At 62.9% G+C, this 20,533-nt stretch carries 14 protein-coding genes; 7 read left to right on the plus strand and 7 right to left on the minus strand.

Annotation, left to right across the window (positions count from 1 at the left end):
* Positions 1–19: 19 nt before the first annotated feature.
* Positions 20–763, plus strand: coding sequence for a M48 family metallopeptidase (locus AB4097_RS12515; protein WP_442039941.1), 744 nt, complete (start codon positions 20–22; stop codon positions 761–763).
* Positions 764–1,058: 295 nt separating this feature from the next.
* Positions 1,059–2,744, plus strand: a complete 1,686-nt coding sequence (locus AB4097_RS12520) for a methyl-accepting chemotaxis protein (RefSeq protein ID WP_442039943.1) — start codon at positions 1,059–1,061, stop codon at positions 2,742–2,744.
* 128 nt (positions 2,745–2,872) lie between these two features.
* On the opposite strand, the gene AB4097_RS12525 is transcribed toward AB4097_RS12520, so the two are convergent.
* Entirely contained in the window at positions 2,873–8,257 is a 5,385-nt protein-coding gene (locus AB4097_RS12525; protein ID WP_442039945.1) for a hypothetical protein, read from the minus strand.
* A 399-nt stretch (positions 8,258–8,656) separates the two neighbouring features.
* Here AB4097_RS12525 and AB4097_RS12530 point away from each other — a divergent pair, with 399 nt between their 5' ends.
* Positions 8,657–9,856: a multidrug effflux MFS transporter gene (locus AB4097_RS12530; protein WP_442039947.1), complete on the plus strand. Its 1,200-nt coding sequence runs from the start codon at positions 8,657–8,659 to the stop codon at positions 9,854–9,856.
* Here AB4097_RS12530 and AB4097_RS12535 read toward each other — a convergent pair.
* The 4 genes from AB4097_RS12535 to AB4097_RS12550 form a co-directional block, all read right to left on the minus strand.
* On the minus strand, positions 9,841–10,191 hold the full coding sequence (locus AB4097_RS12535; protein ID WP_442039949.1) for a DUF1330 domain-containing protein: 351 nt from the start codon (positions 10,189–10,191) through the stop codon (positions 9,841–9,843). The two genes, AB4097_RS12530 and AB4097_RS12535, sit on opposite strands and share 16 nt — an antisense overlap.
* A gap of 268 nt (positions 10,192–10,459) precedes the next feature.
* A complete protein-coding gene (locus AB4097_RS12540) occupies positions 10,460–12,592 on the minus strand; it encodes a transglycosylase domain-containing protein (RefSeq protein WP_442039950.1) in 2,133 nt (710 codons plus the stop codon).
* A 131-nt stretch (positions 12,593–12,723) separates the two neighbouring features.
* Entirely contained in the window at positions 12,724–14,166 is a 1,443-nt protein-coding gene (locus tag AB4097_RS12545; RefSeq protein WP_442039952.1) for a UdgX family uracil-DNA binding protein, read from the minus strand.
* Positions 14,167–14,353: 187 nt separating this feature from the next.
* Positions 14,354–15,568, minus strand: coding sequence for a putative DNA modification/repair radical SAM protein (locus AB4097_RS12550; RefSeq protein ID WP_442039954.1), 1,215 nt, complete (start codon positions 15,566–15,568; stop codon positions 14,354–14,356).
* A 264-nt stretch (positions 15,569–15,832) separates the two neighbouring features.
* On the opposite strand from AB4097_RS12550, the gene AB4097_RS12555 reads away from it, so the two are divergent.
* Positions 15,833–16,207 (plus strand): ComEA family DNA-binding protein, encoded by a 375-nt coding sequence (locus AB4097_RS12555; RefSeq protein ID WP_442039956.1) that lies wholly within the window; start codon positions 15,833–15,835, stop codon positions 16,205–16,207.
* 56 nt (positions 16,208–16,263) lie between these two features.
* Here the strand turns inward: AB4097_RS12555 and AB4097_RS12560 are convergent, their stop codons facing one another.
* Positions 16,264–16,845: a PRC-barrel domain-containing protein gene (locus tag AB4097_RS12560; protein ID WP_442039958.1), complete on the minus strand. Its 582-nt coding sequence runs from the start codon at positions 16,843–16,845 to the stop codon at positions 16,264–16,266.
* A gap of 203 nt (positions 16,846–17,048) precedes the next feature.
* Between AB4097_RS12560 and AB4097_RS12565 the strand changes: the two genes are divergently transcribed.
* The 3 genes from AB4097_RS12565 to AB4097_RS12575 are packed head-to-tail and all read left to right on the plus strand — an operon-like array spanning position 17,049 to position 19,930.
* Positions 17,049–17,594, plus strand: coding sequence for a TRAP transporter small permease (locus tag AB4097_RS12565; protein WP_442039960.1), 546 nt, complete (start codon positions 17,049–17,051; stop codon positions 17,592–17,594).
* A 3-nt stretch (positions 17,595–17,597) separates the two neighbouring features.
* Positions 17,598–18,914 carry a TRAP transporter large permease gene (locus AB4097_RS12570; RefSeq protein ID WP_442039962.1) on the plus strand — a complete coding sequence of 439 codons (1,317 nt, stop codon included), beginning with the start codon at positions 17,598–17,600 and terminating at the stop codon, positions 18,912–18,914.
* Positions 18,915–18,946: 32 nt separating this feature from the next.
* The gene (locus tag AB4097_RS12575) at positions 18,947–19,930 is read left to right on the plus strand and encodes a TRAP transporter substrate-binding protein (protein WP_442039964.1); all 984 of its coding nucleotides are present in this window, start codon (positions 18,947–18,949) and stop codon (positions 19,928–19,930) included.
* 117 nt (positions 19,931–20,047) lie between these two features.
* On the opposite strand, the gene AB4097_RS12580 is transcribed toward AB4097_RS12575, so the two are convergent.
* Positions 20,048–20,470, minus strand: a complete 423-nt coding sequence (locus tag AB4097_RS12580) for an OsmC family protein (protein ID WP_442039966.1) — start codon at positions 20,468–20,470, stop codon at positions 20,048–20,050.
* Positions 20,471–20,533 lie beyond the last annotated feature (63 nt).

The following is a 20,533-nucleotide window of genomic DNA, read 5'->3' on the forward strand; positions in this document are numbered from 1 at the left end:
GACAGGGCAGATTGCGGACATGAAATCCGCCCTGTTCCGCCGCGTTCCTGCGGACCCGCCTCATCTCAAAGTCTTCCACGAGGGTCAGACCTTCAAGGTGGCCCTCAAACGCCGTCCGACCGCCAAGCGGATCACGCTGCGCGTCTCGAACGCGACCGGCGAGGTCGTGCTCAGCATTCCCGAGCGCACCGATGTGGGCTTGGCCCAGAAATTCGCCGACAGCCACAGCCAATGGATCGCCACCCGGCTCGCCAAGGTGCCGGAGCGGGTTCTCTTCGAGCCCGGCGCCCTGGTCCCCTTTCGGGGCGTGCCCCACCGGATCGTACATTGGTCGTCCATCCGGGGCGTGACCCAGGCCACCAGGGGCGGTGCGGGCGAGCCGATCATCGCCGTTTCCGGCGAGGCGTCCCACGTGGCCCGGCGGGTGCGAGACTTTCTCGAGGCCGAAGCCAAGAAGGATTTCGCCGTTGCCGTGAAGAAGCATACGGCCCAGCTCGGGCAGCAGGCCAAGCGCATCACAGTCCGCGATACCAAGAGCCGCTGGGGCTCGTGCTCGGCCAACGGGGCGCTCAACTTCTCCTGGCGGCTCATCATGGCGCCGCCCTTCGTGCTCGATTACCTCGCCGCCCACGAGGTGGCCCACCTGCGCGAGCTGAACCATTCCAACCGGTTCTGGAAGCTCACCTACCAGCTCTGCCCCCGCACGGACGAGGCGGAGGCCTGGCTCAAGACCTACGGCAGCGCCCTGCACCGGATCGGGTGAAACGCTGCTGCGCGCCCCACGTCATCACCGGCCTCGAGCCGGTGATGACGCTTCCAGGATCGCCATACATTCCGGATCGGATGGCGCGGACAAGTCCAGCGATTATGTTGTGATTATCCCGGCGGGTAGGACGGGAATGGTGCGAGGCCCAAAGCCCCTTGTTTCCATTGGACAATTTATCGATTTTTTAACCGACGTCCCGCAGACATGCCGTTAGGGTAATGGACCTGTCAGCTGGCGATCAGGCCGCTTCGAGAGCCGGACGCCAAGGCAGGTCTGCAGGGGCATGTTTCCAATGGCATTGAAGCATTTTTCGATTCCGCAGAAGGTGATTGCGGTCGTTTCTCTCATGGGGCTCGTCGCAGCCATGATCGCCGTGGTGGGCTGGCATGAAACATCCAAGCTCAAGGACGCGATGGAAATCGTCGGCCGGCGCGAGGAGGCTGCCCGAGAGGCAATGGACCTGCGGGTCGACATCATCGCCATCAGCCGGATGACCTATCAGGTCGCCCAGCAGCCGAACAAAGCGTCCGATTTCAGCACGGAATCCGACCGCCGCACGCAGGAGATGCTCGACCGCTTCAGGATCCTCGAAGCGGTGGCGGACGCGCAGGAGAAGACCCTGCTCGACCAGATGCGGGCGGCCCTGAACGTCTATTTCGACGTCATCCGCTCCATGATCAAGGTGGCGGCCTCCGACAAGGGCTCCGACCAATCCGTCATGAACGCCGAAGTGGAGAAGGGGCTGGCCGCTCAGCGCAATGTCACCGACACGGTGAAGGCCTACAGCGCCTATACGGCCAAGAAGCTCGCCACGATGCGCTCGACTTCCGAGGAGGGAGCGAACGCTGCGATCAGGCTCCAGATCGGCGTCGCCGCCATCGGCATTCTCCTCGGGCTTCTGATCAGCCTTTTGATGACGCGCTTCAGCATCGTGGCGCCCCTGCGCAACCTGACCTCGGTCATGCGCCGTCTGGCGAATGACGATCTCGCGGCCGAGCTTCCCTCCGCCAACCGCAGCCGCGACATTGGCCAGATGATCGAGGCCGTGCAGGTCTTCAAGGACCGCATGGTACGCAACAAGGCGCTCGAACTCGAGGCGGTCCAGGCCCGCGAGGCCTCCGAGGTCCAGCGCAAGCGGATGATGATCGAGCTGGCCGAGACCTTCGACGGCGCGATCGGCGAGATCATTCAATCCGTTTCGACGGCTGCAGGACACATGCAGGTGACGGCGGAGCAGCTGACGAATTCGGCCCAGGCGACCTCCTCGCGTTCCACCGCCGTCGCGGCGGCCGCCGAGCAGACCTCGGCCAATGTGCTGGCCATGTCCAGCGCCACGGAAGAGCTCGGCGCTTCCGTGAGCGAGATCAGCCGCCAGGTCGAGCAATCCGCCGTCATGTCCAGCGAAGCCGTGCAGGCTGCGACCTCGACCACCGAGATCGTCTCCCAGCTCAGCGCCGCCGCCGACCGGGTCGGCGCGGTCATCGACATGATCTCGGCCATTGCCGGCCAGACGAACCTGCTGGCGCTCAACGCCACCATCGAGGCTGCGCGCGCCGGGGAGGCCGGCCGGGGCTTCGCCGTGGTGGCAACCGAGGTGAAGTCGCTCGCCGACCAGACCTCGAAGGCCACCGCCGACATCTCGAGCCAGATCGCCGCGATCCAGACATCGACCTCCCAGGCCGTGGAGGCGATCAACGGCATCACCCAGCGCATCAAGGCAATGAGCGATGTATCGAGCAGCATCGCCATGGCGGTAGACCAGCAGGGAGCCGCCACACAGGAAATCGTCTCCTCGGTAAACCAGGCGTCCGCCGGCACGGGCGAGGTGACGGCCAACATCAACAAGGTGGCCCAGGTGGCCGAGGAGACGGAAGTTGCGGCCCATCAGGTGCTGACATCCTCCTCGGCCCTCGTGAGTCAGGCCGAGCACCTGCGCACCCAGGTCAACAATTTCCTGGCGACCGTGCGCGCGGCCTGATGCCTGGGCATCGTGCGGATCCGAAGGTCCGCCACCGTGAGAACGGTCTCGACGAAACAGCTCGTCGGCCCTGAATGCGAAAGGCGGCTCTTCGCTGAAGAACCGCCTTCCTCCAGCCCCCTCTGGCGTCAGATCAGATAGAAGCTCGCGTGGGTCAACGCCTGCTTCACACCGTTCTCGTTGATCGTGGCGAACAGGATCGGCTTGATGTCTCTCGTCGCGCCGCCAGTGCCGTCCAGGTCGTAGAAAAGACGCCCTGTCGCCTGATCGTAGATGATCCGGTCGTCCTGATCATGAGCTTGGGTGCCGAGCGCGAAGGCGCTGGCGCTGAGCTGTCCGAGCCCGAGGCCGGTGAAGATCTTGTGCGAGAGATAGATGCGATCCCCGTCGGCGAGGCTGAAATCCATGATCGAGTCGGCCGTCGTCTTCATGACGACCGTATTGAAGACGAAAGAGTCCGCCCCGGTGCCCCCCGTCAGCACGTCGCGGCCCTCGCCGCCGAACAAGGTGTCGTTACCGTCCGCGCCGTTGAGAGTGTCGTTCATGTTGCCGCCGCGGATCACATTATCCCCGCCGTTCCCAACCACATTCTCACGACGCTGGTCTTCGACGGTGATTGTGAAGATCTTGTTCACCGTCTCGAACCCGTCGCTGACGGCGACTGTGACGGAGAACTGGGCGTGCTGCTCGAAGTCGATCTTCGTCGCGTCCTTGACACGCAGTTGGCCATCCACGAGTTCGACACTGCCGCCGGCATCGTTCACAAGAGTATAGGACAGAGCTGTTCCATTCGGATCGCTGGCCGAGACCAGCCCGATGACATGTCCCTCATCGACATTCTCCTGCACCACGGAGCCGGCGAGCTGAAGGTTCGTCGGAGCCTTGTTGATATCCGCAACGGCGATGGAAACGTCACCGGCGGTGAGGCCGCCATGCCCGTCCGATGCAGTCACGCTGTACGTGAAGCTGGTATCCTGCGCGACCTGGATGAGTTTCGCATCACGCACGACGATCAGGTTGTTGACGATCTCGAACCGTCCATCCGCGCTGATCAGGCCGTTGGAGCCGGCCAGAGCCTGACTGAAGGTATAGGTGAGCGTATCGCCGTTCGGGTCGCTGGCCGAAAGAGTGCCGACTTGGCTGCCGGTGGCTGCCATGTCGTTGATCGAGCCTCCGGCCAGTTGAGGCGCATTCGGCGCAATGTTCGATGCGAGGGATGCGACGGAGATGTTGCTGTTCGACTGGCCTGCGACACCTTGATCGTCGACGATGGAGATCGCGAAGTTCGTCGTTTGGACGGAGCCGACGGGAGCGATGCGGTCCGCGGGATTGAACCGCAGAGCATGGATCGCGGCCTCGACTTGAGCAATCGTCCCGGTCACCGTGTAGGTACCGGCGCTCCTGTCGTAGTGGCCGATGCCTGCATCGCTGTCGCTGCCTATATTGGTGAACTCACCCTTGGAAGCAGTATCCATGGCGATGGTGACTCTCACCCACGCACCGTCGTCCGAGATCGTCACATTTCCGAAGGGTGAGGCAACGTCGGTATCGGCAATCGTTACCGTCACGGGGGCATCAACGCCGCCGATGGCCGGCGCTTGGTTTACCTGGCTTCCGCCATGGACCGAATCCACGCTGATATTGGTGTTCGGAGCGGCCGAGAGGCCGCCTGCATCCGTTACCGCGATGGTGAAATGCGAGGTTTCGATGCTGCCGTTTGCCGCGTCGGGGCGATTCGTAGGATTGTATTGCAGGGCCTGTACCGCCGCCAGGGCGTCTGCCACTGAACCGGTGAACGTGAAGATTCCCAAATCCTCATTATAGACGCCACCATAGACCGGAACCAGAACACCCTTGTCGGCGCTATCCAGCGTAATCGTCACTGTGACAATGTCGTTGGCATTCGTGTCACCAATCGACACGTCCGAGAACGGCGTGGCGAGATCGACTTCCTCATCGTCAGCGATCGTCACGGTGTGAACCGGTGCCTCGATCGTGGGAGCGTGATTCGTCGCCGTTGCATTCACGGAAACGTTCGTGTTCGTGGTAGAATAGGTTCCGTCCGAAGCCGTGATCGTGAAGTTCGTGGTCTGGACGGATCCGACCTGCGCGTCCGGGCGATCGGCCGGGCTGAACTGTAGCGCCTGGATCGCAGCCTGAACCTCGGCCGCCGTTCCGGCGATCGTGTAGCTGCCGGCGATCCTGTTGTAGTTACCGAGGCCCAGATTCATGAACTCACCCTCCGAAGGGTTGTCCATGACGATGGTGACCGTCACCGACGCGCTGTCGTCCGTGATCCTCACATCGGCGAAGGGCGAGGCCACATCCGCATCCGTAATGGCCGTCACCACAGGCGCTTCAGCACCCTCGATGACAGGTGCCGCGTTCGGGAGCGTGCCATGGACCGAATTCACCCGGACATTGGTGTTCGTGATCGAGAGACCTGATGCATCATAAAGCTTGATGGTGAAGGTGCTGGTCTCGATACTGCCGTTCTCCGCATCCGGGCGCATTCGCGGATTGTATTCCAGCGCCCTCAGGGCTGCTTGGATGGTCTGCAATGTTCCCGAGATGGTATAGAAATAATAACCGTTCACGGGATCGGTGTTGACCATGATGCTTCCGCCTTGGCCCGGCACGAGAACGCCCTTGGACGGATCGTCGAGATAAACCCTGAGCTGGAAGGAGGAACTATAAATATCCGCATCCGGATCATCGAGGACCACGCCGGCGAAGGGGGTCACGAGAGCGTCTTCTTCGTTATCCGCAATCGTCACCGTCACAGGCTGCGCCTGGATGATCGGCGCCCGGTTCGGCATCGTCGGTTGCGCGGTGAAACTCTCGTTGATCGTGGTGTAAGACCCATCCGTCACAGTGATGGTGAACTTCACGTTGGTAGTCTGCAGGGCGTTGAACTTCAAAGCCCGGATTGCCGCCTGAACCTGAGCCGCCGTGCCGCTGACGGTATATGTCCCGGCCACCGCATCGTAGGAGCCGGTGCCGAGATTCATGAACGTTCCGTAATTCCGATCATTCATGGCCACCGTCGCAGTGACACTCGGGCTGCTGTCGGAGATCGTCAGCTTAGTAAAGAGGATCTTGGGATTTAAGGGGTCGACTCCATACCCGATCGTGTCCGATCCCGAGACGACAGGCGGTGAATTGGCGGGAGCCGTGCCGTGGACAGAGTTCACCTTGATGGTGCTGACCGGCCCGCTCGATGCGCCTGCAGCATCGGTCACGGTAATCGTGAACTGCGTGGTCTCGATGCCGTTGGTGGTCCGATCCGTCGGGTTGAATTTGAGCGCACGAATGATCGAGCTGATCTCATTGCCTCTTGCGGTGACGGTGTAGATGCCTGTCGCTGCATCGTAAGATCCACTCGTGCCGATCAAAGCACCTTTCGCGGCCGAGTCCAGAGCGATCGTCACTGTGACCATATCAAAGCTGTTCGGCTCGATGATGGTCGTGTTCGCGAACGGCGCTGCCAGATTCACGTTGTCGGTGTCCGACATCGTATAGGCCGCCGTCGGAGCGATCAGAATCGGCGCCCGGTTCTGCGCCACCACATCAACCGAGATATTGCTGTTCGGCACGGAGGCGATGCCGTGATCGTCCACCACGCTGATCGTAAAGGAACTGCTGCCCGTAATAGATCCGACCGCGCCGGCGGACGTCGCGTTAGGCGAAAGATTTTGGCTGAATTGCAGGCCGCGCAGGGCGGCCTGAACGGTCGCGATGTCGCCGCTCACCGTATAAGTGCCGGCAAGCCGGTCGTAAACACCAGAGCCCAGATTGGTGAAGGCGCCGATGAGCTGGCTCATCTTCACCGTGACGGTGACCCAGGAACCGTTGTCGTCGATGGTGATATTTGCAAACGGATTGACGACGCCCGTATCCGCCACCGTCACCCGGGTCGGGCTGGAGGCGCCGAGAATGGTCGGGGCGCGGTTGCTGTAGTCGATGCTGCCTTCGCCGACGAGAACCACGTTCTCGATATTGGCCAGCTTGAGATGATCGAAACCACTGACCGACACATAGACCGTATCGGTGCCGCCATTGGCCAGTTCCGTGACGGAATCCTTGAGATTGTCGACATAGTAGACGTCGTTGCCTGCGCCACCCACCATGCTGTCGGCGCCGATGCCGCCGTCGAGGGTGTCGTTGCCGTTCCCGCCGTCCAGCGTATCTCGACCGCTGCCGGCGAGAATGCTGTCGTGACCATCTCCGCCCTTCAGAAGGTCGTTGTTGAGACCTCCGTCCAGGGTATCGTTGCCGATGCCGCCGTCGAGCGTGTCGCTGCCGATATCGCCCGTGAGCACGTCGTCGCCGCCAGCGCCGCTGAGGCTGTCGTTTCCGGAAAGGCCGAAGAGATGGTTGTTCAGGCTGTTGCCGGTGACGGTATCGTCATATTTGGTCGCAACCAGATCGATCGCTGAAGAATAGATCCGATCTTCATCCCATCGAGGGATGCTCGATCCGCTGATGTACTTTTTGACATATCCTTGGGCCAGATCCGCCAAGATCATACCGGCCAGATTCTTTCCGGTGGCATCGAGCACGGACATCTGGTCGTAGCGCAGGGTCGTTGCCCCGTTGGCGTAGATCTGATCGTTGCCTGCCGAGCCATACACCACGTCGGTGCCCGATCCCACATACAGCCAATCTTGGGCGTTGCTGCCATAGAGCGTGTCGTTGCCCGCGGCACCGTCGAGCGTCACGGCTTCACTGCCGGCCTTGAGGACGTCGCCGCTGCTGCTGCCGACGACATACGTGATGGATTGCAGGGTATCGGTGCCTTGTCCGGTGGCGATTCCCGTTGCCAGATTCACCTGGACGGCAGCATTGCCCTGGAAATACGCGATGCCGCCGATCAGGAGGTCGTCGCCGGCGCCGCCGATGAGATAATCCTTATCCCATTCGCTCCCGGCGCCCATGAGGGTGTCGTTGCCCGCGCCGCCGTTGAGGGTGAACTGGTCCGGCGTATCGGACGCATTGATGATGTCGTTCCCCTGGGAGCCGACCAACGATTCGATACTCACATAGGTGTCGATACCTCCCCAGGTGTCCTTGCCCGTCATGGACGCATAGGTCTGGCCGTTATAGGTCCAGGCGTCGGCCGTGAGGTTGATCACGACAGCGCCGCCGCCCGTTTCCGTCTCATAGGATACGGTGTCGTTGTAGCCGTCGCCGCCATCCAGGGTATCGTTGCCGCGCCATCCGATCAGAAGATCGTCATCGTCGCCGCCATAAAGCTTGTCGTTGCCGGTGCCGCCTCGCAGCGTGTCATATCCGAGGTCGCCATAGATCGTCGTAGCGGTGGTACTGCTATGGCTGCCGAGATCGTTGTTGCCGGCAGTGCCGGTGATGACGCTTGGGTTTCCAGCGGCGGCAAGTCCGAAAGTCGTCGCCTTCTGCGTCGATGACTCTTCGTCCGCCTCAAGAGGCTTAGTGACATCCGACAAGACGTCTCCAGTCTGGATCACGATCAGATCATCAGCAGATTTGTCCATCGGAAGTCCCCTGTTCAAAGGCTTGGCGGTCAATCCGCCTCGATGGATCATATGTGAACGATTGAAATGTAGGTGCTATCCGAACAAGCAGGTTCCGCAACGCTCACCCGCAATCTGTACTTTCATTTCGGAATCTTCGTTTAGAATCATAATGTTATGTCGTAACAGATTATTCGCAAAGAGCCTTTGCGCAAAGGCAATGTCGCAAAAAAAGGTAATATTAATAACAGGTTAAGGCATCCTCGCGAGCATCCGCTTCCGATGCCCTATCTCCATAGTTCTACTCTTGAGTGCATTTGCAACGGCAGGTCCAATGGCATCCCGATGTCGCGGCTTGAACCCGTGACAGCGAGATCTTTCCGAGTTAGGTCGAGACTCCTTCGTTGCTGCGATCATTCCATGCTCAAGCCTGATACCCTGGCCCTCACGGCTGTCCTGGCGCTGCTCACGGCGCTTGGGCCTCTCTCCACGGACATGTATCTGCCTTCGCTGCCGGCCATCGCCACAGGTCTTCAGGCAAGCACGGGCCAGACGCAGCTGACCCTGTCGGCCTTCCTTCTCGGCTTTGCCGCCGGACAGTTCTTTTACGGGCCGATCTCCGACCGGATCGGGCGCAAGCCCGTGCTGCTCTTCGGGCTTGGTCTCTTCACCATTGCCAGCCTGATCTGCGCCCTCTCACCCAACATTGAGACGCTGATCGGGGCCCGCTTCCTGCAGGCGCTGGGCGCCTCGGGACCCATCGTGCTCGGGCGCGCCATCGTGCGCGACTTCTACGAGGGACCGCGCGCGGGACGCGAGCTGTCGCGCATGGGCACGATCATGGGCGTGGTGCCGGCGGCCGCGCCGATCCTCGGCGGCGTGATCGAGCGCCTGTCCGGATGGCGGGTCACTTTCGGCGTCATGATCCTGTTCGGTGTCGCGCTCGCCGCCACGATCCTGTGGCGCATGCCGGAGAGCATCCGCCGGAAATCGGACGCGCCGATCTCGTTCCCGTCGATCCTGGGCGGCTTCCGGCTTCTTCTCGGACATGCGGGCTACCGGACCTATGTGGGCCTGTCCATGCTCACCTATGGCGGGCTCTTCGCCTTCATTTCCGGTTCGTCCTTCGTGCTGCAGAAGATCTACCACCTCGACGAGCTGTCCTTCGCCTTCTCCTTCACCTTCGTGGTCGTGGGCTTCATGACCGGCACCATGCTCGCGCAACGCTTCGTCGGCCGTTTCGGGCTCGACGGCACGATCAGGATCGGCGTGACCTGCCTCGCGCTCGGCGGCGTGACCATGCTGGCCCTGGTGCTCGTGGGCGTTCCGTCGTCCTTGAGCATCAGTGCTCCCATGGCGCTCTACGGCGTGGGCGTCGGCCTCACCATGCCGCAATCCATGGCCTCGGCGCTGATGCCCTTTCCGGACCGCGCCGGCGCGGCCTCGTCCCTGCTTGGGATCTGCCAGATGTCATTCGCCGCTATCGTGGGGATTCTGCTGGGGCGCAACCTCGACGCCTCCGCGATTCCTCTGACCGCCACCATCGCCACGACCGGCGTGCTGGCGCTCGCCCTGTTCCTGGCGACAAGGCGGGCGCGGGGGCATCAGCCCAAGGGTTGATCCGCCATGGGAAGCTTCGCGACGACATCGGCGGCCCTATGGTCTGCCGAGACCCCGTCGATGAAGAAGACGTCGCCGCGCGAGTTCTCGGTCCGCAGCGGCAGGATCCGGCGATAGGCAGGCGAGTCGTACCAGGCGCAGGCACTATCCCTGTCCGGAAACGCGATCACGATCAGGTCGCCCGACCAGGACCCTTCCACCACCGTGGCGGGTCCGCCGTGAATGATGAAACACCCGTCGAACGGGGTGAGGGTCTCGTCGATGCGACGCAGGTATTCGACGATGTCGGGACCGACATTGACGTCATGCAGATGGCCGATGGCGTAGGTTGGCATGGCAGGCTCCTTCCTGAGTGGTGAAGCGAGCATGCCGGGGGCAGAGAGCCTTGGCGATTACGTGGCAGGTAATGAGTTGAGGATTTTTACGAGCGGATAAACCGTCATTCCGGGGCCGCGCAGCGGAGCCCGGAATCCATGATCATGAGGTCTCAAGAAAGAGCGAGCAGCGTGACGCTTCTTTCGGCACCGTCAGAGGCTATGGGTTCCGGGCTCGGCTCTGACGAGCCGCTCCGGAATGACAGTGTTGGAGACGTGGATAACGGCCTCAAAGTCCGAACAGCTTCTCGAAGAAGTTCTTTTCGCGGCTGGCACGGCGCTGGGGAGCAGGCTGGGGTGGGATCCAGGCGTTGTCGCCGTTGCCCGCATTGGCATAGCGGGGATCGGTGGCCGCATCGGCCACCGGCACATCGTTCCGGAAGCGCTCGCTGCCCGGAAGGGGCACGGGCTGCTGGTCCTTCAGGGCAACCTTCATGAAGTTGTGCCAGATCTCGCTCGGAAGATTGCCGCCGCTCACCCGCTTGGTCAGCGTGCCGTCGTCGTTGCCGAGCCAGACGCCCGCCACGAGATTGCCCGTGAAACCCACGAACCAGGCATCCTTGAAGTCGTCGGTCGTTCCGGTCTTTCCGGCCATGAGCCAGCCGGGAACCTGCGCCGACCGCGCCGTGCCGATGACGAAGGTGTTGTGCATCATCTCGTTCATCATCGCGACGGCGCCCGGATCGATGACGCGGCCCAGGCCGCCCGAGTTCGGGCGCTTGTAGATCAGCTTGCCGTCCGTGGTCTTCACTTGGGCAATCACGTAAGGCACAACGCCCATGCCGCCGTTGGCGAAGGCCGCATAGGCGGAGACGAGCTCGAGCGGCGTCACCTCCGAGGTGCCGAGCGCGAGCGAACCGTTGGCCTGCAAGGGCGAGGCAATGCCGAGCCGCTGCGCCGTCTGCACCACGTTCTTCGGTCCCACCTCCATGTTGAGCTTGACCGCGATGGTGTTGAGCGAGAGCGCCAGGGCGTCGCGCAGCGCGATGGGGCCGCGATACTTGCGGTCATAGTTCTTGGGAGCCCAGCCACCGAAATTGACCGGACCGTCCTCAAGGACCGAGTCAGGCGTGTAGCCGCGCTCCACGGCGGTGAGATAGACGAAGGGCTTGAAGGACGAACCGGGCTGACGGCGGGCGGCCGTCGCCCGGTTGAACTGGCTCGTCTCGTAGTTGCGGCCGCCCACCAGCGCCCTGACGGCGCCGTCGGGCTGCAGGGCCACGAAGGCGCCCTGGCTCACGTTGAATTTCTGGCCCTTGGCGTTGAGTTCCTCCACGAGAACACGCTCGGCGGTCGCCTGCATGGTGGGTTCGATGGTGGTCGAGACGACGATGTCGGATTCCACGTTGCCGACGAAATCGTCGAGCACGTCCATCACGTAATCGGCGGCGTAATTGGCCGAGCCCGCGCTGTTCGGGCGCACAGGTTCGGCGGGAGCGCCGAGCGCCGTCTTGGTCATGCCCGGCGTGATGAAGCCGAGCTCGTTCATGGCCGCGATCACCAACTCCGCGCGGGCCTGCGCCCGCTCGGGATTGCGATTGGGCGCCAAGCGCGAGGGCGACTGGACGAGCCCTGCCAGCACGGCCGCTTCCGAGAGCGAGATATTGCGGGCGGATTTGCCGTAGTAGCGCTGGGAGGCGGCCTCGACGCCGTAGGCGCCCGCGCCGAAATAGACCCGGTTGAGGTAAAGCTCGAGGATCTGGTCCTTCGAGTAATTGCGCTCGAGCCAGAGCGCCAGGATCGCTTCCTGGATCTTGCGCGAGGCAGTGCGTTCCTGGGTCAGGAAGAGGTTTTTGGCGAGCTGTTGGGTCAGGGTCGAGCCGCCCTGCAGGCCGCCCTTATGAGCTATGTTGCGGTAGATCGCGCGGGCGATGCCGACGGGATCGATGCCGAAATGGTCGTAGAAGCGCCGGTCCTCGATCGCCACGAAGGCCTTCGGCAGATAAGGCGGGAGCTCCTTGAGCGAGACCGTGCGTCCGCCGGTCTCGCCGCGATTGGCCAGGAGCGAGCCATCGCTCGCCATGATGGCGATGTTCGGCGGGCGTTTCGGCACCGTGAGCTGGTCGATGGGCGGCAGCTGCGAGGCGTAATAGGCCACCACGCCACCGATCCCGATGACGCCCCAAAGGCAGAGCACCAGTCCGGCATAAACAAGCTTGCTGAAGAGGGAACGGCCACCCTTGCCCTTGGATTTCTTGAGCTTGGCCGGACGGCGCGGTCCGCCCCCGCCGTTTGAAGAAGCTCGCCTGCGCGTCATGGTCCCCCCTGCCCGGTCCTCGGGCGAGAGGCGAAATTCCAGCTCCCCCGCTTCCCCAGCGGTCGCATCGAAGACCGGCTCGCGCCGGTCGCGTCCGTTCGCCACCTCTTAAACCCCGCATCGATCTGGCCGGTATATCGTCCGGCCTTTCATGCTCTGGAGCACCCTAAATGTGGCGGTTTAAGGGGCGGTTAACGGCGGTTAACGCCCTGTGTCGGAGCTGTTGCAGGAATGTCCTATTCCGCCGCCAGCGGCAGTTCTCCGGTTTCCAGATCGGCTTTCGCGAGATCGTGAATACGGCGCAGGTCGTTCAGGAACGCCTCATAGGCTTCCCGCTTGGTCGCTTCGTCGGGCAGGCGCAGCAGGTAGGACGGGTGCACCGTGACGTAGGCTTCGTAAGGCCCGAATCGGGCCCGCCCGCGCGAGCGGGTGATCGGCGTTGCCTTGCCGGTCAGCGCCAGAAGCGCCGTCGCTCCGAGCGCCACCACCAACTTGGGCCTGACCAGTTCAAGCTCCTTCATCAGCCAGGGCCGGTAATGTTTGACCTCGCCGGCCGTGGGCTTGGAATGGATGCGCCGGTGCCCACGCTGCTCGAATTTGAAATGCTTCACCGCATTGGTGAGGTAGACCTGCTCGCGGTCGATGCCGGCTTCCTTCAGGGCCTTGGTCAGGAGCTTGCCGGCAGGCCCCACGAAGGGACGTCCCTGCAGGTCCTCCTGGTCGCCCGGCTGCTCGCCGACGAAGACGATCTCAGCATGGGCCGGGCCCTCGCCGAACACCGCCTGGGTCGCGCCGGGCACGAGAGGACCGGCCTTGGCGATGATGGCGTTGAGCTCTTCCAGATTCTTCGGCTCCTGATCCCACATGGCCTCAAGAGCACGCTCAGGGGTGCGTTTGGCGGGCATCGTCGCCTCCTGTTCGATCATCCGTTCAACGCGCCGGGAGGCGGTTTGGATCAGGCCGGGGATCGCCGCGGTCTCGGGCATGTTGCGCCAGTACTTCTTCGGCATCTCGGCCCGCATGGCGGTGGGGTTCACCCGGGCCGGGTTGAACACGCTCTCGTAATAGCCGCGCCAGCCCTCCTCGAAACTGTCCTCCGCGGGCGCATCCTCGCGCTGCGCCGGCGGCCCGACAGTCAGAGTCCGGCGGTCCCAACGCACCGAGCCGATGGGCGTGAGAATCGTCCAGTCCAGGGAGCGGAAGCGGTCGACGAAGAATGGAGCTGCCGCCTCCAGGATGAAATGCTCGGGCTCGAACCAGGCGGCGAAGCGCTCGAGATCCTCCGTGGTCATCCGCCTGAAGCGCACGAAGGCATGCATCTTGTGCAGGTCGCGCCGCACGGACCGCGCCATCAGGTCGATGCGGTGCACGAGCGGGTCGCTCGCGACCTCGAGCAGATCGCGTTCGCCGTTCAGCACCCGCCAGACGAGCTGGTAGAGCAGAGCATAGCGCTCCGGATCCCTGTGGCAGACCACATGCTCGATCAGCCGTGCCACACCCTTCGGGATCGTAACCGGAGGCGCATCGCCCATGGCTTCTTCCCCGAACAGAGCAGGGGTGTCATCGACGGCGAAGACCACATGCTGCGGCGCCAGTTCCTCGGCGATCAGCCGCCGCACGGCCTGGCGGAAGGTTTGGTGATCGGCGCCGGTTCTGAGCGTGATGCGGTGGAGGCTCATGGGGTTCCTCTCGTCCTGGACGAAACGTCTTTTGCTGTCATCATCGGGCTTGTGCCGGTGATCTCGACCGTGAAACGCGGTGCTGTTCCTAATCGAGATGGCCGGGACAAGCCCGGTGATGACGTGGGGGTCCACCCCACGATTCGGGTTCTGCTGCGCAGTCTCAGGATGACAACCGCAGGTCGGCTCATCCGAACAGGCTCAACTGTTCCGGTTTCTCGATCAGCCGTTCACGCAGACCGAGAGCATCGAGCCTCGCTTTCGGGTGATGGTCGGCCGTGATGAGGAAGGGCTTGGCACGCTTCAGTCCGGAGGTGAGGCGGGCGACATCCTCCAGGCGCAAGGTCGTGTGCTTTCTCGCCACCACGATCTTGTCGACCGCCCGGGCCCCGAGGCCTGGGACGCGCAGCAGCATCTCGCGCTCGGCCCGGTTCACGTCGACGGGAAAGCGGTGTCGGTTTTTCAGCGCCCAGGCAAGCTTCGGATCGACGTCGAGGTCGAGCATGCCCTTGTCGGTCCCGGCGGCGATCTCGTCCACGTCGAAGCCGTAATAGCGCAGCAGCCAATCGGCCTGATAGAGCCTGCTCTCGCGCATCAGAGGCGGCGATTTCAGGGGCAGGATGGCGCTCGAATCCGGGATCGGGCTGAAGGCGGAATAATAGACACGCTTCATGGCGTAATGGCCATAAAGCTTGGCGGATGTGCGCAGCACGTCCGCATCCGTGGTGTCGTCCGCGCCGACGATCATCTGAGTCGTCTGGCCGGCCGGCGAGAAATGGCGCTGCTCCTCGCGCGCCTCCTCGATGCGCTCGAACATCTGCGCCATGGCGGTCTCGATAGAGGCGCCATCCTTCTCCGGCGCCAGCCGCTCCAGGCTCTTTTCCGTCGGCAGTTCGAGGTTGATCGACAGCCGGTCGGCCCACAGGCCCGCTTCCTCGATGAGCCAGGGGCTCGCCTCGGGAATGGTCTTCAGGTGGATGTAGCCCCGAAAGCCGCGGTCGCGGCGCAGCTTCTTGGCCACCAGCAGCATCTGCTCCATGGTGTAATCCGGCGAACGGATGATGCCGGAGGACAGAAACAGACCCTCGATATAGTTGCGCTTGTAGAACTCGACCGTGAGCGTCACCACTTCGTCGACCGAAAACTTCGCCCGTTTCACGTTGGACGACCGCCGGTTCACGCAATAGGCGCAGTCGAACAGGCAGTAATTAGTCAGCAGGATCTTCAACAGCGAAACACAGCGCCCGTCCGGCGTGTAGGCGTGGCAGATGCCGTTGCCGTCCGTCGAGCCCAGGCCTCCTGCGTCGGCCTTGCGCCTGGGCGCGCCGGAGGAGGAGCAGGAGGCGTCGTATTTCGCCGCGTCCGCCAGGATACGCAGCTTCTTGGCAAGCTTCTCGTCCATGGATCTTCCGCAGAATTGTTCGTGTTTTGTTCTATCACGGGAGGCGATCTTTGGCGAGCCCTGCAACAGAGGCGGGAGGTCGCATCCGGTCCGGTGCCAAGAGGAGTGGCAAAAGAGACATGCGGGTACCACCGATGCCGCGCGAAACCTGCCTTCGGGTAGCCCGACGATAGGTCGCTCCAGCCTAACTGTGCTCTAATTCTCTCCTCTGATGATGCCGGGTGAAGGATTTCGGGACCAACCCGGCCGTCAAAGGAGGATACGATGCGCTTATCTCATCTCGGGGCCTTGATCGCCCTCGGCTCTCTGCTCGTCTCGCCCGCTTTCGCCCAAACCGCCGCTCCGGGCACCGCCACGCCCGGCACCTCCGCGAAGCCGCCGATGACCGGCACAGCTCCTGCGACGGGTGCCGCCAAGCCGATGCCGAGCACCACATCGTCCACGAGCGCGCTCATTGATATCAACACCGCGTCCAAGGACCAGCTCGACAAGCTGCCTCAGATCGGCTCGGCTCGGGCGGATGCGATCATCAAGGGCCGCCCCTACAAGGCCAAGAATGAACTCGTGGACAAGAAGATCATTCCGCAGAACGCCTACGATGCGATCAAGGACCGGATCATCGCCCACCAGAAATCATGAGCAGCCAACAAGAAAGGGGCCCGCCGGACCCCTTTCTCTTATCCGCTGGAAACGGCTTAGCGGTTGTACTTGAACTCCGGAGCAGCCTTCAGCTGATCCTTGGTCATGTCCAGCATGGCATGATCGGGAGCGGACCGATTCATGTTATTGCTGGACGTCGTGGTTGTCGTTGTAGTCGTGGTCGAGCCTGCAGTCGAACCCGTCGTAGCCGGGGCGGTGGTGGCGGTTCCGGCCGTGCCGGTCGTGGTGTTCGAGGCGGTCGTGTTCGCGCGCGCCTCGTTGACGAACTTGATCTGGTCGAAGGGAACGGCCACGTCATGTTCGCCCATGCCGAGGAAACCGCCGACGCCGATCACAACGGCCTCGATCTTGCCGCTCTGATCCACCAGCAGCTCGCTGATGTCGCCGATCTTCTCGTTGTTGTTGTTGTAGACGTTCAGGCCTTCGATCTTCGATGCACGCCATTGGCCGGCACGCTCCTGCGTCATCCAGTTGCCGCTGGACATGGACCCGGCCGATGTGGTCGACGAAGCGGCGTTCGGGCTGGTCGACGAGGTGGCGGGCTGATTCTGGGCGAGAGCCGGGGCCGACAGAAGAGCCGTTCCGAGAAGAGCCATCATGAGATGCTTTGAAGCCATGTATTCCTCCTGAATATCAGTGACGCACTGTCACGTCTGATCTCTCAACGGCGGAGGGGGAGATTGGTTCTGTCAAGAAGATGGGCAGTCTCCCAAGTTTTGCGCAACCCCTGTGCAATGGCACGGCAAGGAACCGCTTGCTCGTTCGGAGAATGCTCCTAAAATCGGCCAAGCTTTCTCGCCGAGAATCCGAAACGGACCGCATGATCCGAAACTTCCTCGACGGCCTTTACCGCTTCGCCGGCTACCTCGCTGGCGTTTTCCTCCTCGTGATCTTCCTCCTGATGATGGGCCTGTCCCTGGGGCGAGGACCCGGTATCAACATTCCGGCCGGAGACGATTTTGCCGCCTGGTCCATGGCCTCGATGGCCTTCCTGGGGCTCGCCTATACCTTCAGGTCCGGGGAACTGATTCGCATCGGGCTCGTCCTCGACCGCCTGCCTGCCGCCGGGAGGCGCGCGGTCGAGATCGTCTGCCTGATCATCGGATCCGCGATCGTTACGTTCTTTGCCTGGCATGCCGTGCAGATGACCTATGACAGCTGGCGTTTCAACGACATGTCTCAGGGAGTCGTGGCCGTGCCGCTCTGGCTCCCACAGCTCGGTTACTCGCTCGGCCTGACGATCCTCGCCGTCGCCTTTATGGACGAGTTGGTTCATGTGCTGACGGGAGGGGCGCCGCGCTACGAGAAGCCGCCGGCGGCCACGCCCGAGGAGATCGTCAACCGCGCAGCCGAGAGCGGGCTCTAGGACATGTTCTCGGACCTCAGCCTCGTCGCCACGGCGGCAATTCTCTTCGGCTTCCTCCTCGGGCTCCTGGCGCTCGGCGTCTGGATCGGCATCGCGTTGATCCTGGTGGGCTTCGCGGCCATCCTCATGGTCACGACGGTGCCGATCGGCCCGGTCCTGGCGACGACCGTCTGGGCGAGTTCCGCCTCCTGGACCCTTGCGGCCCTGCCGCTCTTCATCTGGATGGGCGAGATCCTGTTCCGTACGCGCCTGTCGGAGCAGATGTTCCAGGGGCTGGCGCCCTGGCTGAACTGGCTTCCCGGGCGCCTGCTGCACGTGAACGTCGTGGGATGCGGCGTCTTTGCCGCCGTGTCAGGGTCTTCCGCCGCAACCTGCGCCACCGTGGGCAAGATCGCCCTGCCCGAGCTCAAGAAGCGCGGTTACGACGACATGATGAGCCTGGGGAGCCTTGCCGGTTCCGGCACCCTCGGCCTCCTGATCCCGCCGTCCATTCCCATGGTGGTCTATGCCATTGCGGCGAACGTGTCCGTGATCCAGGTCTTCCTCGCGGGCTTCCTGCCGGGCCTTGTCGTGATGGCGCTCTATTCCGGCTACATCATCCTGTGGTCGGCTCTCAATCCCGGCAAGTCGCCGCCGCCCGAGCCCCGGACGAGTTTCGCCTTCAAGCTCCGGCGCTCGGCAAAGCTGCTCCCCGTCCTCCTGCTGATCGCCACGATCTTCGCCTCGCTGATCTTCGGCTGGGCGACGGCGACGGAATGCGCCGCCTGGGGCGTGACGGGCGCGCTCATTCTGGCCTGGTGGTCCGGCACCCTGACATGGACGACCTTCGTCCAGAGCCTGTTGAGCGCGACGCGCTTGACGGTCACGATCATGCTGATCCTGGCCGGCGCCGCATTCACGACCGCGGCCATGGCCTATACGGGCATTCCCGTGGCCCTGGCCTCCTGGGTCGAGTCGCTGCACCTGTCGCCCTACGTGCTGATCGCGGCCCTCACGGTCATGTACATCCTCCTGGGCTGCCTCATCGACGGCATCTCGATGATCGTGCTCACCACGGTGGTCGTACTGCCCATGGTGAAGCAGGCGGGTTTCGACCTCGTCTGGTTCGGCGTGTTCCTCATCATCCTCGTGGAGATGGCCCAGATCACGCCGCCGGTCGGATTCAACCTCTTCGTGCTGCAGAACATGAGCGGGCGCGATAGTTTCACTATTGCCCGGGCGGCTTTGCCGTTCTTCTTCCTGCTCGTTGCCGCCGTTGCCATCATCACGGCTTTTCCGGACATTGCGCTGTGGCTGCCGCGAACGGCCTTCCCGGAATAGACCACTCCATAAGAACCAGAGGGAGAACGACGATGAAACACATGACACGCTTCGGTTTGAGCCTTGCGGGAGCCCTGCTCCTGGCAGCGCCCGCCATGGCGCAGACCAAATGGAACCTGCCCGCCGCCTATCCGTCGGACAATTTCCACACCGAGAACCTGAATGCCTTCGCCAAGGACGTCGCCGACGCGACGGGCGGCAAGCTCCAGATCACGGTTCACGGCAATGCCTCGCTGTTCAAGGCCCCGGAAATCAAGCGCGCGGTGCAGACCGGACAGGCCCAGGCCGGCGAGGTGCTGATGTCGCTGCACGAGAACGAGGATCCGGTCTACGGCCTCGACGTGGTGCCCTTCCTCGCCACCTCGTTCGACCAGGCGAAGAAGCTCTGGGATGTGCAGAAGCCGGCCATCGAGAAGAAGCTGGCGAGCCAGGGCCTGATGCTGCTGTTCGCGGTGCCGTGGCCGCCGCAGGGCATCTTTGCCAAGAAGGACATCAACACCGTCGAGGATCTGAAGGGCGTGAAGTGGCGTTCCTACAATCCCGGTACCGCTCGCATTGCAGAGCTCGTCGGCGCGCAGCCGGTCACGGTGCAGGCGGCGGACCTGCCGCAGGCGCTCGCCACGGGCGTGGTCACCACCTTCATGACCTCGGGCGCCACCGGCTACGATTCGAAGGTGTGGGAATCGCTGTCCCACTTCTACGACACCCAGGCCTGGATCCCGAAGAACCTGACCTTCGTCAACAAGGCGGCCTTCGACGCCCTGGACAAGCCGACCCAGGAGGCTGTGCTCAAAGCCGCCAAGACGGCGGAGGAGCGCGGCTGGAAGACAGCTCAGGAAAAGACCAAGTGGTATACCGACCAGATGGCCGGAAAAGGCATGAAGGTCCAGCCGCCGAGCGCCGAACTCAAGGCAGGCCTGCAGAAGGTCGGCGAGCAGCTGACGCAGGACTGGCTGAAGAAGGCCGGCGCCGACGGACAGGCCATCGTCGACAGCTACAAGAAGGCGGCGATGTAGGGCATCCTTGCCCTCTCACGTCATGGCCGGCCTTGAGCCGGCCATCCCGATTGGAAAAGCGCCGCGCTCTTCAGAAGCGAGATCACCGGCACGAGGCCGGTGATGACGGGATTATTCTCACGCCAGTGTGAAATCCATCGTGATTTCGGCGTTGAGCACCTTGGAGACCGGACAGTTCTTCTCCGCCGCGCGGGCGAGTTCCTCGAACTTGGCGCGGTCGATGCCCGGCACGTTGGCGTTGAGCGTGAGGGCCGACTTCTTGATCGCGAAACCGCTGCCCTCCTGTTCGAGGGAGACGACCGCCTCGGTGGCAAGCTCGGTCGGCGTGAATCCCGCGCCCTGGAGCTGGAAGGCAAGGGCCATGGTGAAGCAGCCGGCATGGGCGGCGGCGATCAGTTCCTCCGGGTTCGTGCCCTTCTCGTTCTCGAAACGGGTCTTGAAGGAATAGGGCGTCGAGGACAGAACGCCGGAATCCGAGGTGAGATGGCCGCTGCCATCCTTGCCCGTACCCTGCCAAACGGCTCTTGCCTTGCGATTCATTGTGATCTCCTTTTGCGGATAGGCTTGGTGATCTAGGACAGTTCGCGCCAGGCTCCAGAGTCC

The sequence above is a fragment of the Microvirga sp. 2MCAF35 genome (assembly GCF_052115545.1).
In the GTDB taxonomy this organism is placed as follows: Bacteria; Pseudomonadota; Alphaproteobacteria; order Rhizobiales; family Beijerinckiaceae; genus Microvirga.

Coding starts and splice junctions, on each gene's coding strand:
- AB4097_RS12580 (WP_442039966.1), bottom strand. CDS start 20,470: ATGAATCGCAAGGCAAGAGCCGTTTGGCAGGGTACGGGCAAGGATGGC.
- AB4097_RS12560 (WP_442039958.1), bottom strand. CDS start 16,845: ATGGCTTCAAAGCATCTCATGATGGCTCTTCTCGGAACGGCTCTTCTG.
- AB4097_RS12535 (WP_442039949.1), bottom strand. CDS start 10,191: ATGCCAACCTACGCCATCGGCCATCTGCATGACGTCAATGTCGGTCCC.
- AB4097_RS12545 (WP_442039952.1), bottom strand. CDS start 14,166: ATGAGCCTCCACCGCATCACGCTCAGAACCGGCGCCGATCACCAAACC.
- AB4097_RS12575 (WP_442039964.1), top strand. CDS start 18,947: ATGAAACACATGACACGCTTCGGTTTGAGCCTTGCGGGAGCCCTGCTC.
- AB4097_RS12565 (WP_442039960.1), top strand. CDS start 17,049: ATGATCCGAAACTTCCTCGACGGCCTTTACCGCTTCGCCGGCTACCTC.
- AB4097_RS12520 (WP_442039943.1), top strand. CDS start 1,059: ATGGCATTGAAGCATTTTTCGATTCCGCAGAAGGTGATTGCGGTCGTT.
- AB4097_RS12550 (WP_442039954.1), bottom strand. CDS start 15,568: ATGGACGAGAAGCTTGCCAAGAAGCTGCGTATCCTGGCGGACGCGGCG.
- AB4097_RS12530 (WP_442039947.1), top strand. CDS start 8,657: ATGCTCAAGCCTGATACCCTGGCCCTCACGGCTGTCCTGGCGCTGCTC.
- AB4097_RS12525 (WP_442039945.1), bottom strand. CDS start 8,257: ATGGACAAATCTGCTGATGATCTGATCGTGATCCAGACTGGAGACGTC.
- AB4097_RS12515 (WP_442039941.1), top strand. CDS start 20: ATGAAATCCGCCCTGTTCCGCCGCGTTCCTGCGGACCCGCCTCATCTC.
- AB4097_RS12555 (WP_442039956.1), top strand. CDS start 15,833: ATGCGCTTATCTCATCTCGGGGCCTTGATCGCCCTCGGCTCTCTGCTC.
- AB4097_RS12570 (WP_442039962.1), top strand. CDS start 17,598: ATGTTCTCGGACCTCAGCCTCGTCGCCACGGCGGCAATTCTCTTCGGC.